Annotated in this window: 15 protein-coding genes; 9 read left to right on the forward strand and 6 right to left on the reverse strand. The window is 46.2% G+C overall.

The window, feature by feature from the left end; genetic code table 11:
• Positions 1 to 426 precede the first annotated feature (426 nt).
• From NST47_RS36020 to NST47_RS36050, 7 genes are all read left to right on the forward strand, one after another.
• Positions 427 to 963, forward strand: a complete 537-nt coding sequence (locus NST47_RS36020) for a carbohydrate ABC transporter permease (RefSeq protein ID WP_341159394.1) — start codon at positions 427 to 429, stop codon at positions 961 to 963.
• A gap of 37 nt (positions 964 to 1,000) precedes the next feature.
• Complete coding sequence (locus NST47_RS36025; RefSeq protein WP_341159395.1) at positions 1,001 to 2,518, forward strand: extracellular solute-binding protein; 1,518 nt, start codon at positions 1,001 to 1,003, stop codon at positions 2,516 to 2,518.
• Between the two features lie 55 nt (positions 2,519 to 2,573).
• Positions 2,574 to 4,841 (forward strand): helix-turn-helix domain-containing protein, encoded by a 2,268-nt coding sequence (locus tag NST47_RS36030; RefSeq protein WP_341159396.1) that lies wholly within the window; start codon positions 2,574 to 2,576, stop codon positions 4,839 to 4,841.
• A gap of 34 nt (positions 4,842 to 4,875) precedes the next feature.
• Entirely contained in the window at positions 4,876 to 5,802 is a 927-nt protein-coding gene (locus NST47_RS36035) for an ABC transporter permease (protein WP_341159397.1), read from the forward strand.
• A gap of 26 nt (positions 5,803 to 5,828) precedes the next feature.
• Entirely contained in the window at positions 5,829 to 7,223 is a 1,395-nt protein-coding gene (locus tag NST47_RS36040) for a sulfatase-like hydrolase/transferase (RefSeq protein ID WP_341159398.1), read from the forward strand.
• A gap of 50 nt (positions 7,224 to 7,273) precedes the next feature.
• On the forward strand, positions 7,274 to 8,659 hold the full coding sequence (locus NST47_RS36045; RefSeq protein ID WP_341159399.1) for a sulfatase-like hydrolase/transferase: 1,386 nt from the start codon (positions 7,274 to 7,276) through the stop codon (positions 8,657 to 8,659).
• Between the two features lie 422 nt (positions 8,660 to 9,081).
• A complete protein-coding gene (locus NST47_RS36050; RefSeq protein ID WP_341159400.1) occupies positions 9,082 to 9,213 on the forward strand; it encodes a DUF4023 domain-containing protein in 132 nt (43 codons plus the stop codon).
• A gap of 121 nt (positions 9,214 to 9,334) precedes the next feature.
• Here NST47_RS36050 and rnhA read toward each other — a convergent pair whose 3' ends face one another.
• The 3 genes from rnhA to NST47_RS36065 are packed head-to-tail and all read right to left on the reverse strand — an operon-like array spanning position 9,335 to position 12,779.
• The gene (rnhA, locus tag NST47_RS36055; RefSeq protein ID WP_341159401.1) at positions 9,335 to 10,036 is read right to left on the reverse strand and encodes a ribonuclease H; all 702 of its coding nucleotides are present in this window, start codon (positions 10,034 to 10,036) and stop codon (positions 9,335 to 9,337) included.
• A gap of 59 nt (positions 10,037 to 10,095) precedes the next feature.
• Positions 10,096 to 11,862 carry a DNA helicase RecQ gene (gene recQ / locus NST47_RS36060; protein ID WP_341159826.1) on the reverse strand — a complete coding sequence of 589 codons (1,767 nt, stop codon included), beginning with the start codon at positions 11,860 to 11,862 and terminating at the stop codon, positions 10,096 to 10,098.
• Between the two features lie 38 nt (positions 11,863 to 11,900).
• Entirely contained in the window at positions 11,901 to 12,779 is an 879-nt protein-coding gene (locus NST47_RS36065; RefSeq protein ID WP_341159402.1) for a glycosyltransferase family 2 protein, read from the reverse strand.
• Positions 12,780 to 12,969: 190 nt separating this feature from the next.
• Between NST47_RS36065 and NST47_RS36070 the strand changes: the two genes are divergently transcribed.
• The gene (locus NST47_RS36070) at positions 12,970 to 13,167 is read left to right on the forward strand and encodes a hypothetical protein (RefSeq protein WP_341159403.1); all 198 of its coding nucleotides are present in this window, start codon (positions 12,970 to 12,972) and stop codon (positions 13,165 to 13,167) included.
• A gap of 63 nt (positions 13,168 to 13,230) precedes the next feature.
• A complete protein-coding gene (locus NST47_RS36075) occupies positions 13,231 to 14,025 on the forward strand; it encodes a copper amine oxidase N-terminal domain-containing protein (RefSeq protein ID WP_341159404.1) in 795 nt (264 codons plus the stop codon).
• A gap of 73 nt (positions 14,026 to 14,098) precedes the next feature.
• Here NST47_RS36075 and NST47_RS36080 read toward each other — a convergent pair whose 3' ends face one another.
• From NST47_RS36080 to NST47_RS36090, 3 genes are all read right to left on the reverse strand, one after another.
• The gene (locus NST47_RS36080) at positions 14,099 to 14,416 is read right to left on the reverse strand and encodes a transposase (RefSeq protein WP_341159405.1); all 318 of its coding nucleotides are present in this window, start codon (positions 14,414 to 14,416) and stop codon (positions 14,099 to 14,101) included.
• A 161-nt stretch (positions 14,417 to 14,577) separates the two neighbouring features.
• On the reverse strand, positions 14,578 to 16,164 hold the full coding sequence (locus NST47_RS36085) for a copper amine oxidase N-terminal domain-containing protein (RefSeq protein ID WP_341159406.1): 1,587 nt from the start codon (positions 16,162 to 16,164) through the stop codon (positions 14,578 to 14,580).
• Between the two features lie 277 nt (positions 16,165 to 16,441).
• Positions 16,442 to 17,851 carry a sensor histidine kinase gene (locus NST47_RS36090; RefSeq protein WP_341159407.1) on the reverse strand — a complete coding sequence of 470 codons (1,410 nt, stop codon included), beginning with the start codon at positions 17,849 to 17,851 and terminating at the stop codon, positions 16,442 to 16,444.
• Positions 17,852 to 17,921: the final 70 nt, after the last annotated feature.

The following is a 17,921-nucleotide window of genomic DNA, read 5'->3' on the forward strand; positions in this document are numbered from 1 at the left end:
CGCCGTATTTATCGATTTCCTTTTAAATTAAAATGATTAATAATGTGAATGCGGCCGTAAGTGTATCTTATAAGCTTGAAAGCGAGGAAATGTATGTATGCAATAAAAAAAAGTGCAGGAAGCCATATTTTTGATGTAACTAATACTATTATCCTTATCCTTTTCTCCCTCTTGACGTTGTACCCTTTATGGCACGAGGTATCCCTTTCCTTAAGCTCAATGGAGGAATCCATGCGTGGGGGGCTTTTCTTTTGGCCCAAAGATTTTACATTATCTGCTTATTACGACATGCTACAATCAAAATACCTTTGGCTTGGATACCGGAATACGATTATCGTAACGGTTGTGGGAACGTTGTTAAGCTTGCTTTTTACGGCTTCGACTGCTTATCCTTTAGTCAAGAGAGGGTTGCCGGGAAATAACTTCATGTCTTTCGTAATCTTATTTACGATGCTGTTCGGCGGGGGGATCATTCCTACGTATATACTGATTAAAGAACTGGGAATGATCAATTCTCTATCGGCTTTAATCATTCCGGGCGCTATATCAGCGTACAACGTTTTGATTATGCGAAGTTTTTTTGCTTCATTGCCGGCAGAACTTGAGGAATCGGCCATGATGGACGGCGCCAACCCGATACGAATCTTTTTCACGATCATATTGCCTTTATCAACGCCAGTACTTGCAACAATCGCACTTTGGGAAGCGGTTTCGAGGTGGAATAACTTCTTCTCAGCGCTTATTTACTTAAACGACAAGTCGAAGTATACGCTGTCATTAATTCTTTGGGACGTTATAAAAGGCCAGGAGGCTGCCAAAATAAGCGGTCAGCTGACCAATACGTCGACCGAATCAGCGATCGCTGCAACAATTGTGCTGGCCACACTGCCTATTTTATGTGTATATCCCTTTTTGCAAAAGTATTTTGTAAAAGGCGTAATGATTGGTTCTATTAAAAGCTAAGGGGATGATTCTAATTAATAAGGTGTTCCTTAAAGGTGTGAAGATATCAACAGCAGGCCTGCTTTCCGTTAGTCTTGTGGCATGCACCCAGCAACCGTCCAATGAGGGTACAGCTGCCAAAACCGAAAAACAAAATGAAAGCGTTACAATAAAGGTTTTTAAAAACTATCCAGCCCCTGAGTATCCTAAAGGAGGAGGGAAAGGCAAGCAAGAAATTCTTAAGGCGTTAGATGCTGCTGGCCTTAAAGGAATTGATTATGATGTAACGACGGCTACAGGGCCCGAATACTTCACCAAACTCAATCTGTTTGCCGCTTCCGGGGAGCTTCCAGACTATTTCAACCTGGATATTCCAACCATGACCCGATTTGCCGACGAAGGGTTAATTCAGCCGCTTGACGACATGCTGAAGTTATTGCCTAATGCCGTGAGTCTCTTTGACCCGAAAGATCTTGAATCTCTGAAATACAAAGGACATTTGTATGCGCTGCCAGCTGGATATCGCCCTGAACCGATTAACGGACCTAATACTGGCACCTTAATCTTCCGTCAGGATTGGCTGGATAATCTCGGGCTACAACAACCTAAAACATTAAGCGAGCTGCACGATGTTTTAGAAGCTTTCACTAAAAATGACCCTGATAAAAATCAAAAGAACGATACTTATGGATTAGGCGGGGTCAGGGCGAACAATATGGACCCGAATTTCGGTGTTATATTTGGCGCTTTCGGAGTTATTCCTTCTTTCTGGCATGAACGAAACGGCCAACTGAAGCAAGGAATGGTTCTTCCTGAGGCTAAGGAAGCCTTGGCTTTGCTCCAGCAATGGTATAAAGAAGGGATTATAGACCCGGAATCTCTGATTACTGAAAAAAAGCAGCTTGATGAGAAGATCATCAATTCAAAAATCGGTGTTTTTGAAGGTCAAGCTATGGACGTTGATCCGAAGCAGCCGCTGGGGAACTCACTGAGAAAAGTGACACCGACCGCCAAGTTCAACTTCCTTGCGCCACCGATAGGCCCGAAAGGATTGTCTGGTTGGAATGAGAAGAGTCCCTCCAATAACAATATCAGTAGCGTCTCCTCTAATTTCAAAAATACGGAAGCGTTAATGAAGCTGCTTGATTGGTCCGTTTCGGATAAACCGAACGGCGGATTTAGTCTTGTTACTTACGGTAAAGAAGGGGAACATTTCACTTACGACAAGGAAAAAAACCGTATTTTACAGAAGGTTAGTTCTTACTCCGAATTGTATGAGCAGGGTTACTCCAATCCGGTGCGCTTCCTTTTTGTAACTGACCGCCGTTGGACGTCTGACGAGACGATTGTCGCTTTGGAGAGCTCGAACAAAAACCTGATCAAGAACAGCTTTTGGAAAACGGTGCCGGCTCAGTTCGATTATCCGGAATTGGGTAAATTATGGGCGGAATACTACAGTAAAATTGTGAGCGGAACTTACTCCATCGACAAATGGGATGAGTTTGTTCAGAAATACTATCAACAAGGCGGGAAGTTGATTGAGGAGCAAGTTAACGCGGAATGGAAGAAAAAGTAAGATGCATTTTTCATAATTTGAACGGGATTTTGTAAATGAAAAGAGGGTCCTCTGAATGAACCTGGTTCGGCATAAATTGTTTAAGAAGCTTTTGCTGTCATATATATTCACGATCATGCTGCCTACTCTGATCATTAGCATCATTTATTACAACAACTATTCCAATGAGCTGCGTGATGAAACAGAGAGGTCAGTTCTCATCAGCATGCAGAACCTGGAACAAAAGGTCGAAATGCTGATGAGTAAAGTGGATAGCTTATCCATGCAATTGTCGTTTATGTCGAACCTGAATTCTATTCTTTTCGATCCCTTTAAGGCGAGCATTTATGATTTATTGGAACTGAAAGAAAGCTTCAAAACTCAAATATCGGCAAGCGGCTTGATATATTCCGGGTATATCTATTTTAAGTTAAACAACAAAGTACTTACGACAAACGAAGGCATGTACCAGCTGGCTGAATTTTATGACAAAGAAATCATTGAAGAAGCAAACAGGCACAATACAGACTTGGTCGAAATCAGAACGATCAGGGACCGCCCCGATGCCGCTTCGCTTGATGTCATTTCTTTTACCCGTCATCTGCCATCGGTAAGGAAAGACGGATTGGGCAATTTGGTGATCAATGCAAGAAAGGAAGAGTTTTTTGAAGCGCTGCGAAAGCTGATTAATGATGAGTATAATGAAATATTCATTATAGACACTAACAGCCAAAGTCTGCTCTTTAATAATCAACATAGCTCGTTAACCGCTCCTTTTACTTCCGTGCTAATGACAGGAAACTGGAATCAAGAAAAGGGCACCCGGATTGTGTCACTTGACGGCGAGAAATATTTTGTCAGTTATCTGAAAGTTGCCAATCAACCTTGGATTATCGTGAAGTTGCTGCCCAACAGTTATTTTGAGCAAAAAGTCCAAGAAAAGCTATATTCAATTATTAAAGTAGTCATAGTCATCACTGCTATAGGCTTGGCATTTTCCTATCTTTTTTCGGTCATGATGTACAGTCCCTGGAAACGTATTTTGACCAGATACAGTACCATTCAACGGAATACATCGCAGCAGAGGGGAATCGATGCATATGATTTCGTCAATAATGTCATCGCAAGTTTGCAGGACGAGAACCAAACCATTAAAGGCATGATGTATCAAAATGAACCTTTAATCCGGCATCGACTGATCTATGACTTGTTGAACAATAACCTGACAAACAATTCCATTAACCCTTCCCGTCTCTCGCAAATGGGGATTGCCTTTCCGAATTCACATTTTGTGGTTTTGCTGGCTTCCTCCGGTTTGCAGGATGAGAAGGACGCTCAGAACTACAGTACGATGAAATTGTTTGCCTTCAGTTTGACCGAAAGCGTTCTCAAAGAGCATTTCCATGTGTGGGGCACCTTGCTTGATGACGACCGGTTCGGATTTGTAGTTAATCTGGATCGTGAACACTTGGATGAAACGTTAAAATCCACATTACTGGGTTGCTGCAAGAACATCAACGATCGGGTTCAATGGGAGTACCATATAACGCTGCAATTTTCTTTCGGCAATACTTATCCGTCACTTGACGGGATTCAGAGCTCCTATCTTCAAGCGAAGAAATTGGCCCGGTTTAAAGCTATTAATCATTCCGATGTCGTGTTTATGCAGGATATTCGTGAAAAAGACGAGAGGCTTGAGTACCCGATTCATATTGAAAAAGCGCTGCTGTACTGTATGAAATCGTATGACCGGGCGAAAACAGGCGATATCTTGACTGAATTGTTTCATTTATACATTTCAAATTCAAAGTACTCCAGGGAAAAGGTACAAGGAATGGTCATCATTCTGGTCAGTACGCTGATCCACGACTTAATTCAGGAAGGATTCGAAACAGACGGCTTGAGCGGTGAAAGCGTGCTTAAGTTAAACGAATGCAATAACATAGCTGAACTTGAGCAGATGATGCAAAGTTATCTTCAGACGATTATTAATGAACTTGAATCCCAGAGTGACAGGAAGAACACGAATTTATACGTCTTGAAGGCAGTTCAATTCGTAGAGGCGAATTATCGCGATAACTTTGCGCTTACGGATATTGCCGAATATGTCGGGTTAAGCAACAGTTATTTGAGCCGCATATTTAAGCAGCAGATGGGAAAATCGCTGGTTGATTATGTAGCTAAATACCGGATCGAGCGAAGCATCGAACTACTCAAGGATAGCAATCGATATTCATTGAAAGAGCTCGGCGGCATGGTCGGTTTTGCCGAGGTTCACAGCTTTATTCGGTGCTTTAAGAAATTTGTCGGGGTCACCCCTGGGGAGTACCGGAAGCAATTATAACATTTGCACTTGTTTTTACGTGAGGGGAAATGATATGTACAGTCAAACTGCCAAGCTAACTACTACTAAATCAAAGAAAAATAGAAGTAAATGGCAATATTATAAATATTACTATTTATTGATTGCTCCCGGTCTCCTTTACTTTGCGCTGTTTCATTATGTGCCCATGGCCGGACTCGTCATCGCGTTCAAAGATTTTAAGTTATCACAGGGTATATTAGGCAGCGAGTGGGCTGGATTAAAATGGTTCAATTTGCTGTTCGCCGCCCCTGATTTTTGGGTGGCGCTGCGCAACACGATCCTGATCAGCTTTTATAAGCTTATCTTTGGTTTCCCCGCACCCGTCATTTTGGCTTTATTACTGAATGAAGTTATAAACCCCCTATTTAAAAGGGTTGTACAAACGGTCATCTATTTCCCGCATTTTATTTCATGGGTTGTCCTTGGCGGGCTTATGTTTACCATCCTGTCGCCGGACTCTGGGATATTCGCTATATTTGGAAGTAAAAGCTCACCCCTGATGGAGCCTGATCAATTTCGCAGCTTGCTCATTTGGTCCGAGATCTGGAAAGAGGTAGGATGGGGAACCGTCATCTATTTGGCTGCCATAACAGGTATTAATCCGGAACTGTACGAGGCGTCAAAAATCGATGGAGCCTCCCGGTTCAAACAGGTTCTTTATATTACTTTGCCGTCGATCAGCGGTACGATCATTCTCCTGATGATCTTGAAGACCGGTCACTTACTCAACGCAGGATTCGATCAGGTTTTCATTCTATATCATCCGCTCGTGTATAATGTTGCGGACATTCTTGACACCTATGTTTATCGCGTGGGGTTGACGTTAGGAAGATTTTCGATTGCGGCAGCTGCGGGATTGTTCAAATCAGTCGTAGGTTTATTAATGCTGCTGTTCACGAATTGGCTGGCGCGCCGAATCACCGGACAAGGATTATGGTAGTAAACCATCTATATGGAGGAATTTATATGATACAAGAAAAAGAGAAGCAAAAACCCAATATCATCGTATTCTTTACAGATCAGCAGAGGTGGGACACTACGGGCGTACATGACAATCCGCTTGGATTAACTCCCAATTACGACAGGATGGCACAAAATGGCACCCATGTTTACAACTCCTTCACTTGTCAGCCTGTTTGCGGACCTGCGAGATCTTGCCTCCAAACCGGGATGTATGCGACCCAATCGGGATGTTACAGAAATGGGATATCGCTGCCGGAAGGCTCCAAGACGCTTGCGCATTATTTCCGTGAGCATGGTTTCCGCACGGGTTATATCGGCAAATGGCATCTTGCCGGACAAGATCCGGTGCCGGAGAGTGAACGGGGAGGTTATGAATACTGGCTGGCGTCGAATGTTCTCGAATACTCCTCCGACGCTTACGATACGGTCATGTACAACAACGAGATGAAAGCGGTGAAGCTGCCGGGTTACAGGGTGGATGCGGTTACGGATGCGGCAATCCGATATATCGATGACAATCAAAATGATCCATTTTTCCTGTTTGTTTCTTACCTTGAGCCGCACCATCAAAATCATCTTGATAACTATCCCGCCCCTCTTGGATACAACCGCCAGAATATAGGCAATTGGATGCCTCCGGATCTTGCAGCTTTAGGAGGCAGTGCAGCCCAGCATCTACCGGGATATTACGGGATGGTCAGAAAGCTGGATGAGGCGCTCGGCAGGCTGATGGATTCGCTGAGAAGCTTGAACTTGTTGGAGAATACGATTATTTTGTTTACCTCTGACCACGGCAATCATTTTAAAACACGCAACGCGGAGTATAAGCGCTCCTGCCATGACAGTTCCATTCGCGTACCGACAGCACTGGTGGGTCCAGGATTCAACGGGGGAGGACGTATCCACGAATTAGTAAGTTTAATTGACCTGCCTCCCACCTTGCTTGATGCTGCGGGAATCCCCGTTCCAGCTCAAATGCAAGGGCACTCGATACTGCCGTTATGCCGAAAAAGTGGCCCAGACACCGACTGGGATAAAGAAATATTCGTTCAAATCAGCGAGGATAAAGTTGCTCGTGCCATCCGCACCGAGCGCTGGAAATACAGTGTTACTGCCAAAGAGCGGAACGGCTGGCACGATTCCGGCTCAGACGTCTATGAAGAAGAATTTTTATATGACCTGCATGCCGACCCTTATGAATTAGATAATTTGATCGGCGTGGAATGGTACCAGCAGATTACAGAGCAGCTGAGAGAACGTCTACTCCAAAGGATGGAGAGGGCCGGTGAAACCAGACCTGTGATCAATGCCTCCCCTGTTCGTACCAGTGCGATTGATAGAAGAGTTGAAATCCATGAGCTCCGTGATCATACCATCAACTGGAAATATCAACAATAGTAAATAGATTGGTGAACAGAACATTATATGATTCGGAGGTGCCTGAAGGCATGTCGCAAGTAGAAGCTAATCGACCTAATGTAATTGTATTTTTTACCGACCAACAACGATGGGACACTACCGGAATTCACGGAAATCCGCTTGGCTTGACGCCAAATTTTGATAGGATGGCTCAAAAGGGTACTCATGTTCACAATTTCTTTACCTGCCAACCGGTATGTGGACCAGCTCGTTCGTGCCTACAAACCGGAATGTATGCTACGCAATCCGGATGCTTCAAAAATGGCATACCGTTGCCAGAAAACTCAAAGACACTTGCGCATTATTTCCGCGAAAATGGCTTCTATACAGGGTATATAGGCAAGTGGCACTTGGCAGAACAGGATCCTGTACCTGAGTCAGGGCGAGGTGGATATGAAAATTGGTTGGCTTCTAATATTCTGGAGTACTCGTCAGATGCTTATGATACTGTCATGTACAACAATGAAAATGAAGCGGTTAAGCTTCCTGGTTACCGGGTAGACGCAATGACCGATGCAGCAATAAGATTTATTGATCATAATCAGCAGGATCCGTTCTTCTTGTTTATTTCCTATCTGGAGCCGCACTCCCAAAACCATCTCGATAGCTATGTGGCACCCGACGGCTATGAGGAACACTACATCGGCAAGTGGATGCCTCCGGATCTTGCTTCTCTCGGCGGCAGCGCTGCTGAACATTTACCCGGCTATTATGGAATGGTCAAAAAGCTCGATGAAGCATTAGGCAGGCTGATAGATTCCCTGAAGAGCTTAAATTTGCTGGATAATACGATTATTTTGTTTACCTCCGATCACGGGAATCATTTTAAAACCCGGAATAAAGCATATAAACGTTCTTGCCATGACAGCTCCATTCGGGTGCCTGCGGCGCTTCAAGGCCCGGGATTTAACAGCGGAGGCCGGATCACGGAGCTAGTGAGCCTGATTGATATACCTCCAACGCTGCTTGATGCGGCAGGAATAGAGGTTCCTGAGCATATGCAGGGACGGTCAATTCTGCCTTTGTCCCGCAAAACAAGCGATACATGGCCTAAGGAAGTGTTTGTACAAATCAGCGAGGATAAGGTTGCACGTGCCATCCGCACTGACCGTTGGAAATATAGTGTGGTCGCACCAGGCAAGAACGGCTGGGAAGTACCCGGTTCCGATAGTTATGAAGAAGAATTTTTGTATGATTTGCAAGCTGATCCATACGAATTGAAAAATTTGATTGGTATGGAGTGGTGTCAAGAGATAACTAAGGAACTCAGGGATCGTCTGATTACAAGAATGGTGCAAGCGGGCGAGGATGCCCCTGTCATCGTGCCTGCTCCAGTCCGCAAAGGGCCTGTAGACCGAAGAATTGATATTAAAGAGCTTCGTAATAATGCGGTTAAGTGGACCTATGGAAACTAAAAAATAGGTAGTCAAGCTCCTCCGTCAGCATGATCAATATCCCCGCCGAAAGTAGGCGGGGATATTAGTTTTCGACATCCATTTATTACTCGAACGTTATACCCTATTTGGGAATGGCTTCATTGGCAGCCAAATTGGATACATCAAGCACCTGCTGGGTCGTTAGCCGAGTGCCATCTGATTTTGACCATGTATTAATAATTCCCCCCCCTTTCTATTATGACAACAGATAAGAACAAGCTTACTACGAGTTGGGTGCACCCCTATTTTATAATTCTGGAGGAAGGTATTTTCTTCTTAAAGAGAGATTTAGGTTATAAGCTCTAAGCACAAACCTTGCGGCGTAATTGCTTGACCATGCATGATTTGAAGATCAATGGGTTACAGTAACAATTGATTTCACTAACAAGGGAGGCATATTTATGGAAAACACGCATGATTTTGTAGAGAAAGTACACGACACACAGAAAAAAGCCGAAGCCAATAAAAAACATCAAGGTAAAGGAACGCCAAGCGACAAGCTGTCCAATAAGCAGCACAGTACGAATAAATAAATCAGCGCAGTCAAAAGGGCTGATTCATTAGCAGCTTACGCTACTATGAGAACAGCCCTTTGCTCATGATTAACTTAATTGGGATGTCGAAACTCGTCGACAATTGCACTGCATATGCAGCTTACTTACGGCCATAGTCTGCCTTAATCTCTCCCCAAGCCTTCGTATCCCATTTGAGAATAGGATTGCTGTAGGTGTTTGAATGCAGCCAATTGAGAGCACGGTCGACAAGCGTCCAAATTTCCTCGGTTGACGCGTCGCGCGGCAATGTTGTAGCAACAGCCTTTTTACGAATCCAGCTCATCGCTGTCATCGAATCGCTGTACACCGTCATCGAGCTGCCCTGCTGCTTGAGATAGGCCAATGCATGGACAATCGCCAAAAACTCACCCAGATTATTCGTTCCCTTGGCAATCGGCGGGTGCTCGAAGATGACCTCACCGGTTCTTGTACTTACTCCTTTGTACTCAACAATACCCGGATTACCCTTACTGCCCACATCTACCGAAATGCTGTCGAGCACTACCTGTTGAGGCAGCTTCCCTCCGGCTGCCTTATCTCCGCTGGATGAGCCTGTACCGCCGGAAGCCCCTGACTTGCCCTTCCAGCTTGTCGAACCCGTACTGGTACCGACTGCTGCTTTGGCCGCCGCAAAGGACGACTTCCAGCCTCGGGCCAACGCAGCCTGGGCCTCAGCCGAGCTCTCATAAGCTTTAAACTTGGCTTGCGGATAACCATTCGTTTGCTGCTGGCATTCTGCCCAGGTCTCGTAAATACCTGGTACTTTTCCTTCCCATACTACATAATATTTTTGCTTGGCCACAGAATTGCTCACCTTCTAACAAGGATAATATAAAGACCGCCGGAATATTGTCTGGCTGGTTAACTTTGATAATTTTTGAAAAAATCGATGAAATAGGCCCCATATTTGAAAAATTTAGCTTCCCCGACACCTTTGATTTTCAGCATAGCCGCCGGATTCGTCGGTTTGATTCCGCACATTTCCCGAAGCGTGCTGTCCGGAAATACGATATAAGGCGGAATGCCCTCCCGCTTCGCAATCGTCATACGCAGCTGCCGCAGCTCGTCAAAGAGGTCAGCCTCGACCTCACGGGCCACAGGCGCCTGCCGAATGCGCATCTTCTGCTCGACCCGCTCCTCGCCCGCCAAGACAGCCTGTGCTCTGGCGTGCAGCCGCAATACAGGGAACTTGCCATCGGTAATGAGCAAATAGCCTTCAGCCACAAGCAGCTGGATCAGATCGACAATTTCTTTTTCCGTGCGTTCCTTCAGCAGTCCGTAGGTCGTCAGGTTATCGAAGCCCATCTCCAGCACCTTTTTATTACGCGAGCCCTTCAGCACCGATGCCACCGTTGTCGCACCGAAGCGTTCCTTCATTCGCCGCACACAGGAAAATATTTTTTGTGCTTCGATCGTAATATCCGTCATCTGCCGCTCGGTACTGCAGGAGCTGCACCGACCACAATCCACGCCATCATCACCGAAGTAGCGCACAATGTAACGCTGCAGGCATTGCGAGGTATGACAGTAATCCGCCATCTGCTGCAGCCGACGATACTCCTGCGCCTGCCGCTCCGGGTCTCCAATCGACTGCTCGATCAAAAATTTCTGAATGTGGATGTCCTGCGGGCTGAAGAGCAGCATGCACTCACTCGGCTCACCGTCACGTCCGGCACGTCCAGCTTCCTGGTAATAAGCCTCCATATTTTTCGGCATATTATAATGGATGACATAACGCACGTTCGATTTATCAATACCCATTCCGAATGCGTTGCTGGCTACCATTACACGTATTTCATCATACAGGAACTGCTCCTGAGCCTCGGCGCGTTCTTTATCCGTCATCCCTGCATGGTATTTGCCAACCGGAATGTGCTGCTTGCGCAGCAGCTCGTACAAATTGTCGACCTCCTTGCGTGTAGCCGCATAAATAATGCCGACTTCATCCTCATGCTCACGTATATAGCTGAGTATCACATCCCGCTTGTTCTCACCCTTAATAACCGACAAGGCCAAATTTTCCCGCGCAAATCCGGTCACGAACACTTCCGGCGCTCGCAGCTGCAGATGCTTAACGATGTCTTCACGCACCTGATCCGTAGCCGTAGCTGTAAAAGCAGCTACGATCGGTCGCTTCGGCAGCAGTGTAACCAGCCGGCTGATCGCCATATAGCTCGGTCGGAAATCATGCCCCCATTGCGAGACACAGTGCGCCTCATCAATGGCGACCATCGGCACCTCCAGGTTGGCCAGCAGCTCGATGAAACGCTCCGACTCCAGCCGCTCCGGAGCCACATACAGCAGCTTGTACTCACCCAGCCGCGCCTTGCGAATGCGCAGCTCCACCTGGGCATACGAAAGCGAGCTGTTGATGTAAGCTGCAGACACCCCGATGCTATCCAGCCCGTCCACCTGATCCTTCATCAAGGAGATCAACGGCGACACGACAATCGTTGTCCCCTCCAGGAGCATAGCCGGAACCTGATAGCAGATTGACTTCCCGCCACCTGTGGGCATAATGCCAAGCGTATCCTGTCTGTTTAAAATACTTGAAATCACTTGTTTTTGTCCGTCACGGAAGGAACCGTAGCCGTAATATGTCTTCAGCAGCGTTTCCGCCTGCTCCATCGTGCCTATCACATCATGCTCCCCCTTGCTAAAATCTGTTATACGAAATGCGCTCCGTCTATTGGGCTTGTCCTGAATTGCAGCGCACGTCTGGATACGATGGGCGCTCCATCCCATAGCACTTCGGTCTGGGCCTTGCGGCTCAATACCTCCGGCTCCTCCAGCAGCACGAGAAAATTTTTGGTTGGCAGCTCACCCAACCCGTGCTTTGCTGACAGCTTATCCAGGTAAGGCCGCATGTCCTCATGCTGACCCGACATATTGCCGCCTATTTCCGAGAACGCGTACAAGGCGCTGGCTACCGGCACTCTTTTGACATGATACTGCTCGACCGCCCGTAAAAAGAAATCCCAATCCCAATAATGATACATCTCTACGTCGAACAAGCCCAACCGCTCATGAAGCTTCGCGCGATACAGACAGCCTGACGAAACAAACGTTGAAAATCGGCGCATTGCCGCTACATCGTGCTCATAGGCAAACACGAACCGCTCTGTCGCCCGCCTTGTGTGCCCTTCCACCCTATAATCGAAAATTTCCACATCCGAGTAGACCATATCAGAGCCTTCAATTTCCTTCAACATCCGCTCAATATGAGTCGGCAGCAGCAGATCGTCATCGTCACACAGCATAATATAATCACCTCGCACTAACGTAAGACCGCGGTTACGGGCATGGACATGCTTGGAATTGCGCTCCATATTGACGATATTCAGTTCCAGCTCCGGGTAAAGCGTTCGCAGAAAATCAACCGGCTCCCCGGCATCGTTTACGATAATAATTTGCAAATGACGATACGTCTGTCTCCACAAGGACTCTATCAGCTCACTCACGAAATCCGCTCGATTATACGTCGGAATAATAACAGAAACGAGAGGCGATCCTCCTGTAGGTTGCTGCCAGTCCATCTCTTCCATCCTGCCTGTCTCCTCCCCAAATGTTACAATTCCATACAAAGCCGCTACTCCCAAGATACCAAAAAATCAGCGAAAAGGGAAACCATTCACACTCTCATCCGTATTATGACTATTTAAACCAAAAGGATTTGTGTCACTTGTGTCGAATTGTGTTTAGATGTATAAATAGGTGTACGGGAGGATCTATAGGATGACATGGAAACCGATTTATGATAGTGAACAGTTGTCTCTGGTTGTGGACGATGTCAAGCAAGTAGCTATGCTCGAGGTGAACAGCGGCGGATATGTCCCGCATTATATAACATTTCACTGGAACGAGCAGGAGCTGGCCGAGATCATCCAGGCTCTTCAGAACGCCCAGCAGGAACTCAAGAGCAATCATTCATAAATCCGAAACGTACAGCGGCAGCTAGAAAATGAACTTAAAGATTCAGTCAGGAGGTTTACCGTGATGCTTAGATTGAAAAATGTACAATGGATATCAATAGGCCTATGTCTGTGCATGTTGCTAATCACTCCCTTGTCGGCTAGTGCTCAGGACAACCCTCAGATACCCATCTATATATCGCAGGAAAAACAGCAGTGGGAGCAGCAGCCTTTTATTATACAAGGCAATACCATGGTGCCGATGCGCGTCTTGTTTGAAAAGCTCGGCTTTACTGTATCGTGGGATAATGACAAACAAATGGCAACAGCAACCAAGGGTGGACTCACCATTATGCTGACTATCAATAAAGCAACGGCAGTCGTCAATAAAACGACTTATTTTCTAGAAGTGTCTCCGGTTATTCGTGATGGCAGCACCTTTATCCCATTGCGATTTGTAAGTGAAGCCGCAGGAGCTGATGTGGCCTGGGATGAGACCGAACGCTCCGTGCAAATCAGCTTTGATAACGTCCCGCAAAAGAAGATACGCAAGCTGATCGATAATGTCACACAAAGCAGCAGCTTCGTTCAAAGCGTCGTCACCCTTACCGGTGGTGATGGAATCAAAAAGAACGACATGGTCATTAAGGATATCGTCATGAACGCAGATAACACCTCCGCCAAAATCAAGTTCGAGGCCGGGTTCACCGTATCCAAAGCGATCAAATCGACAAGCGGCATTACCATCTCGCCTGCCGAATCTGTCGTCTATGAGTTCACCTGTGATGTATTCAAAGATGCCTATGATCAATGGATCCTGCAGACCCAACCCGATGCCATGCCTTACGAGTTAAAAGAAAAGAAGCCCTTTATGCAATAAACGGCCTGTCTCAGCATAAACAAGGCACCTCAGATGCTTAACCTCTGGGGTGCCTTGTTGCATGTTCGGCTTATTAGCTGCGGCGCAGCTTCGTGTCCTGATACGATTCCCAGGCTACCGCGATCAGTCTATACAGGAGATAACTGCCCAGATAAGCGCCGCAGGCCAAAAAGCGTACATCGGCAAACAGTTTATGGATCGTCGTCATCATGACCTCCTGATCCCGATTAATTTCATAAATTTTCACAGCGGCCATAATCCCGAACACCCAGCCGCTAACAATAGCCAGCCAATCGAAGCCAAGCCCGACTCCGTTACCACGATTCCATTTGGCTGCCGAGAACATAAATATCGGGATCACAATGACCGCTGCTCCTATTGCAAATGTCATAATCAATCCACCTCCACCTGTTCAGTATCGGACTATACGGTACAATTATACGAACACAGCCGCACTTATAAGAATGCGGTTCACACACGTTGTGGTGAAAAAAAGCGAGCCAAGAGGCCCGCTTTTATTGCTGATCAATATGACTATGCGTTCAATAAAACTTATGGAGCCAGCAAACGTATAACTTTACCCTCTTCAGCAAGATCCACTGTCCAGCCTATCACCTCTGCGAAGATCTGAACAGGAACTACAAGTCTGTCACCTTGCAGTGTTAATGTTGCACTGGATATTTTTCTCACGCTATTGTGAACGACAACATCAGAGCCCAGAGAAAACGTTGCACTGTTGCCATTCCAGGTCACCGTTGCGGAACGATCAGCCTCATTCCAGCTTAATGTGGCACCCACTGCATCGACAGCATACCGAAGTGGAATATACGTATAGTTTTCTTTTCTTAGAGGAGTCACATCCATCGTCAGCTTGTGTCCATTTACATCCAGCTCGGTGCTGTTGATGGTAAAGGTTACTACGCTATTGGTAACGATCGGCGGCTGCACCTGCGGAAACATAGCCGGTAATTGAGCAGCAATACCAATTGCCAGAGCATCAGCTGTTTTGGACATATGGGTATAAGCCATGTCTACATTCGGATAAGTAAAGGAATACTCATTTTTGGCATACGTATCAAAGACCGTCAACAAGAAATTAATATGTTCTTTCAAGCTTTTGCTGATATCAGCTTCGAGAAAAAAGTCCGGGTTCGCTTTTGCAAAAAATTGCGCTTGAGATTCACGATATACATCCAGGTTATCCATGGCTTGCTTCGCACTCAGATAATCCTTGGCTGCTGTCGCTTTGACATAATCAAAGAGGTAGCCAATGTGCGAAGCCCAGAGCGGTTTGAACGCATCTGCTGAATCTTGACCATATACGACAGCGATAGCTGCAGCCAAATCGTCCGTATTTTGTCCAAGTGCAGCTGCGGCCTGATCAAAATCAGGCTTTCCATCAATTCCTTTCTGCATTGCCACAATCGCCAGTAGTGCATGCTCGCCTAACACCTGGCCCAGTGTGCCTCGAAGATCGACCGTTGTCGATTGAATAGAGGAATTCGAAAACTTGTCAGGGTACTGGGTAGCCATGCCAATCGCAAGCATATCCGCTGTGTCATACATATGACTGTAAGCCATACGTGCCTTGGTGTAAGCATCCGCATAATCCTTGTTCACGTAAGCATTGAATGAATCAATCAAGTGACCGATATGCATGTTCAAGCCTTCCTCAATAGCAGGCGCTTTGAAATTGTCCGGGTTGGCTACTGCGAAGAACGCCGCTTGCTTGACACGATAGTCAGCCAGCTTCGCCACAGCTGCTGCACGACCAGCTTCATCTTTAATGGCTGTAGCGTTTACATATTCAATCAGATAGCCGATATGGGAGCTCCAGATCGATTTAAATGTCACTCCGGCATCTGAACCGTATACTGATGCAATAGCCGCAGCCAGCTGATCCGTATTTTTGCTCAGAAGATTGGCTGTATCGCTGTAATCGACTGCTTTGTCATAATTTTTTTGCATGGCAAGTACAGCTAGCAAGGCATGCTCCCCAAGCAGTTGTCCAAAGCCTACACGCAGATCAGAAGCAGCTGTAATGGAATTACTGGCAGGTGCTGCTCCAGCCACCAAGGTTGGGAGCATCAAGGCCATACAGAGTATGAGCAATGCTAATTTGGTTTTCACAAGCTTCATCAATTTCACATCTCCTTTAATTCTCTTTATAGTTGTAACTCCTTCGGGGGTACCGTATTTTACATGGTTCCACCCTATAATGAGGCCCAAAACCTCATGATGAACAGAGCTATGCCTTGTTCATCAGACGGCAGCGGAAAGCTTGCATCACTCCAAAAGAGCGATGCTCCACCAGCCCCCTCCACTTTTTTATGCCTTTGCTTATGTATGTATACCAACTGCCTTATAGCCAGTTAGCAATGATTACCCATTCAAATCAGGTTTGAAGCAGCCACCCTTAATGATCTCCACGAATCGGTAAATATAAAGTAAAGGCGCTTCCTTCACTTTCCCTGCTGTCCACAGTTAAATTACCACCAAGCAGCTCTGTCATCGCACGGCTGATCGACAATCCTAACCCTGTGCCTCCATACTTACGGCTGATCGAACCATCTGCCTGCTGGAACGCTTCGAAGATCGCCGCCTGCATGCTTTCCTTAATCCCAATCCCCGTATCGCAAACGGTAAAAGCGATCCATTCCCCTGCTGTATCATCATTCGTGCATACTGCCTTGCGAATATCCAGCAGCACACGTCCTTCCGATGTGAATTTAAAAGCATTGGATAGCAGGTTACGCAGAATTTGCTGTAAACGCATTGCATCCGTTCGAATGACTGCCGGGACATCAGGTGCCATATAGATAATAAAGTCAAGCCCCTTTTGCTCAGCAATATGGCGGAAATGGAATTGCAGCACGTGCGCAATCTCGCTGACGATCACATCCTCGGACACAATCTCCATCCGTCCCGCTTCGACCCTGGATAAGTCCAGAATATCATCAATCAGCTGCAGCAGCTCCTGTCCGGAACCATAAATGATCTCGGCGTAATCGGCGGTTTCATGCTCTTCCTTACGCTTTTCCTCCTCACGAATCATTTGCGATAATGAAATAATACTATTCAGCGGTGTTCTCAGCTCATGTGACATGTTAACCAGGAACTCCGATTTGTATTGTGACGCCAGCAGCAGCTGTTTAGCTTTTTGCTCAACGTCCTTACGTGTTTCCAACAGTTCGTCCGTCTGCCTTTGAAGCGCCGAATGCGCGACCTGAATGTCTACGACTCTGCGCCTTTCAACCTGAAAATCATAAAGCATAAACGCAAAAAAGAAGCTTAATAGCAAACTGATCGGAAACGTAACTGGAAATGTAACCGAGAAATATTGAAAAGCCGGTATGACACCCAATATTCCAATGTTGATGCAATACACCAAATTAACCGTAACAATCACAAGCATCATCTTTGTTATGTAGCTCCATCGTACCCGCCTCAATACGATATTCAGCAGCATGCACAGTAGACCCAGGATCAGAATGTTCCAGAAGCCAGCACAGGCCGCATCGCTGATCCCGAAGGATAGTCTGGCAACTCCAATTCCGGCACCAATGATCAGCAGCGTCACAGGCTGAGAATACGCCAGCGTGCATATGATAAGAGGCATAAATCGTAAATCGAATATGATGTCTTGTCCGATATTAAGTCCAAACATCATTGTTGCCCACCCGGCTCCGATTGCGGCGAGCACAGACAGCCCATATTTTAAAGATCCCGAAGCTTCCACAAGCACATATTTATGAACAAGCATCGCCATATAAGCAAGCGTCGTGAGTATACAAATATTAATAAAAAATACCTTGGTAAATTCCATTCTTTCCTGTAACCTCCATCATTTATGAATATACCATTACCCAGTATACCATATAGAGGCTCGGATGCCT

It is taken from the genome of Paenibacillus sp. FSL H8-0034 (assembly GCF_038000305.1).
Lineage (GTDB): Bacteria > Bacillota > Bacilli > Paenibacillales > NBRC-103111 > Paenibacillus_S.

Coding starts and splice junctions, on each gene's coding strand:
- NST47_RS36020 (WP_341159394.1), top strand. CDS start 427: ATGTCTTTCGTAATCTTATTTACGATGCTGTTCGGCGGGGGGATCATT.
- NST47_RS36030 (WP_341159396.1), top strand. CDS start 2,574: ATGAACCTGGTTCGGCATAAATTGTTTAAGAAGCTTTTGCTGTCATAT.
- NST47_RS36035 (WP_341159397.1), top strand. CDS start 4,876: ATGTACAGTCAAACTGCCAAGCTAACTACTACTAAATCAAAGAAAAAT.
- NST47_RS36040 (WP_341159398.1), top strand. CDS start 5,829: ATGATACAAGAAAAAGAGAAGCAAAAACCCAATATCATCGTATTCTTT.
- NST47_RS36045 (WP_341159399.1), top strand. CDS start 7,274: ATGTCGCAAGTAGAAGCTAATCGACCTAATGTAATTGTATTTTTTACC.
- NST47_RS36050 (WP_341159400.1), top strand. CDS start 9,082: ATGGAAAACACGCATGATTTTGTAGAGAAAGTACACGACACACAGAAA.
- recQ (WP_341159826.1), bottom strand. CDS start 11,862: ATGGAGCAGGCGGAAACGCTGCTGAAGACATATTACGGCTACGGTTCC.
- NST47_RS36065 (WP_341159402.1), bottom strand. CDS start 12,779: ATGGAAGAGATGGACTGGCAGCAACCTACAGGAGGATCGCCTCTCGTT.
- NST47_RS36070 (WP_341159403.1), top strand. CDS start 12,970: ATGACATGGAAACCGATTTATGATAGTGAACAGTTGTCTCTGGTTGTG.
- NST47_RS36075 (WP_341159404.1), top strand. CDS start 13,231: ATGCTTAGATTGAAAAATGTACAATGGATATCAATAGGCCTATGTCTG.
- NST47_RS36080 (WP_341159405.1), bottom strand. CDS start 14,416: ATGACATTTGCAATAGGAGCAGCGGTCATTGTGATCCCGATATTTATG.
- NST47_RS36085 (WP_341159406.1), bottom strand. CDS start 16,164: ATGAAGCTTGTGAAAACCAAATTAGCATTGCTCATACTCTGTATGGCC.
- NST47_RS36090 (WP_341159407.1), bottom strand. CDS start 17,851: ATGGAATTTACCAAGGTATTTTTTATTAATATTTGTATACTCACGACG.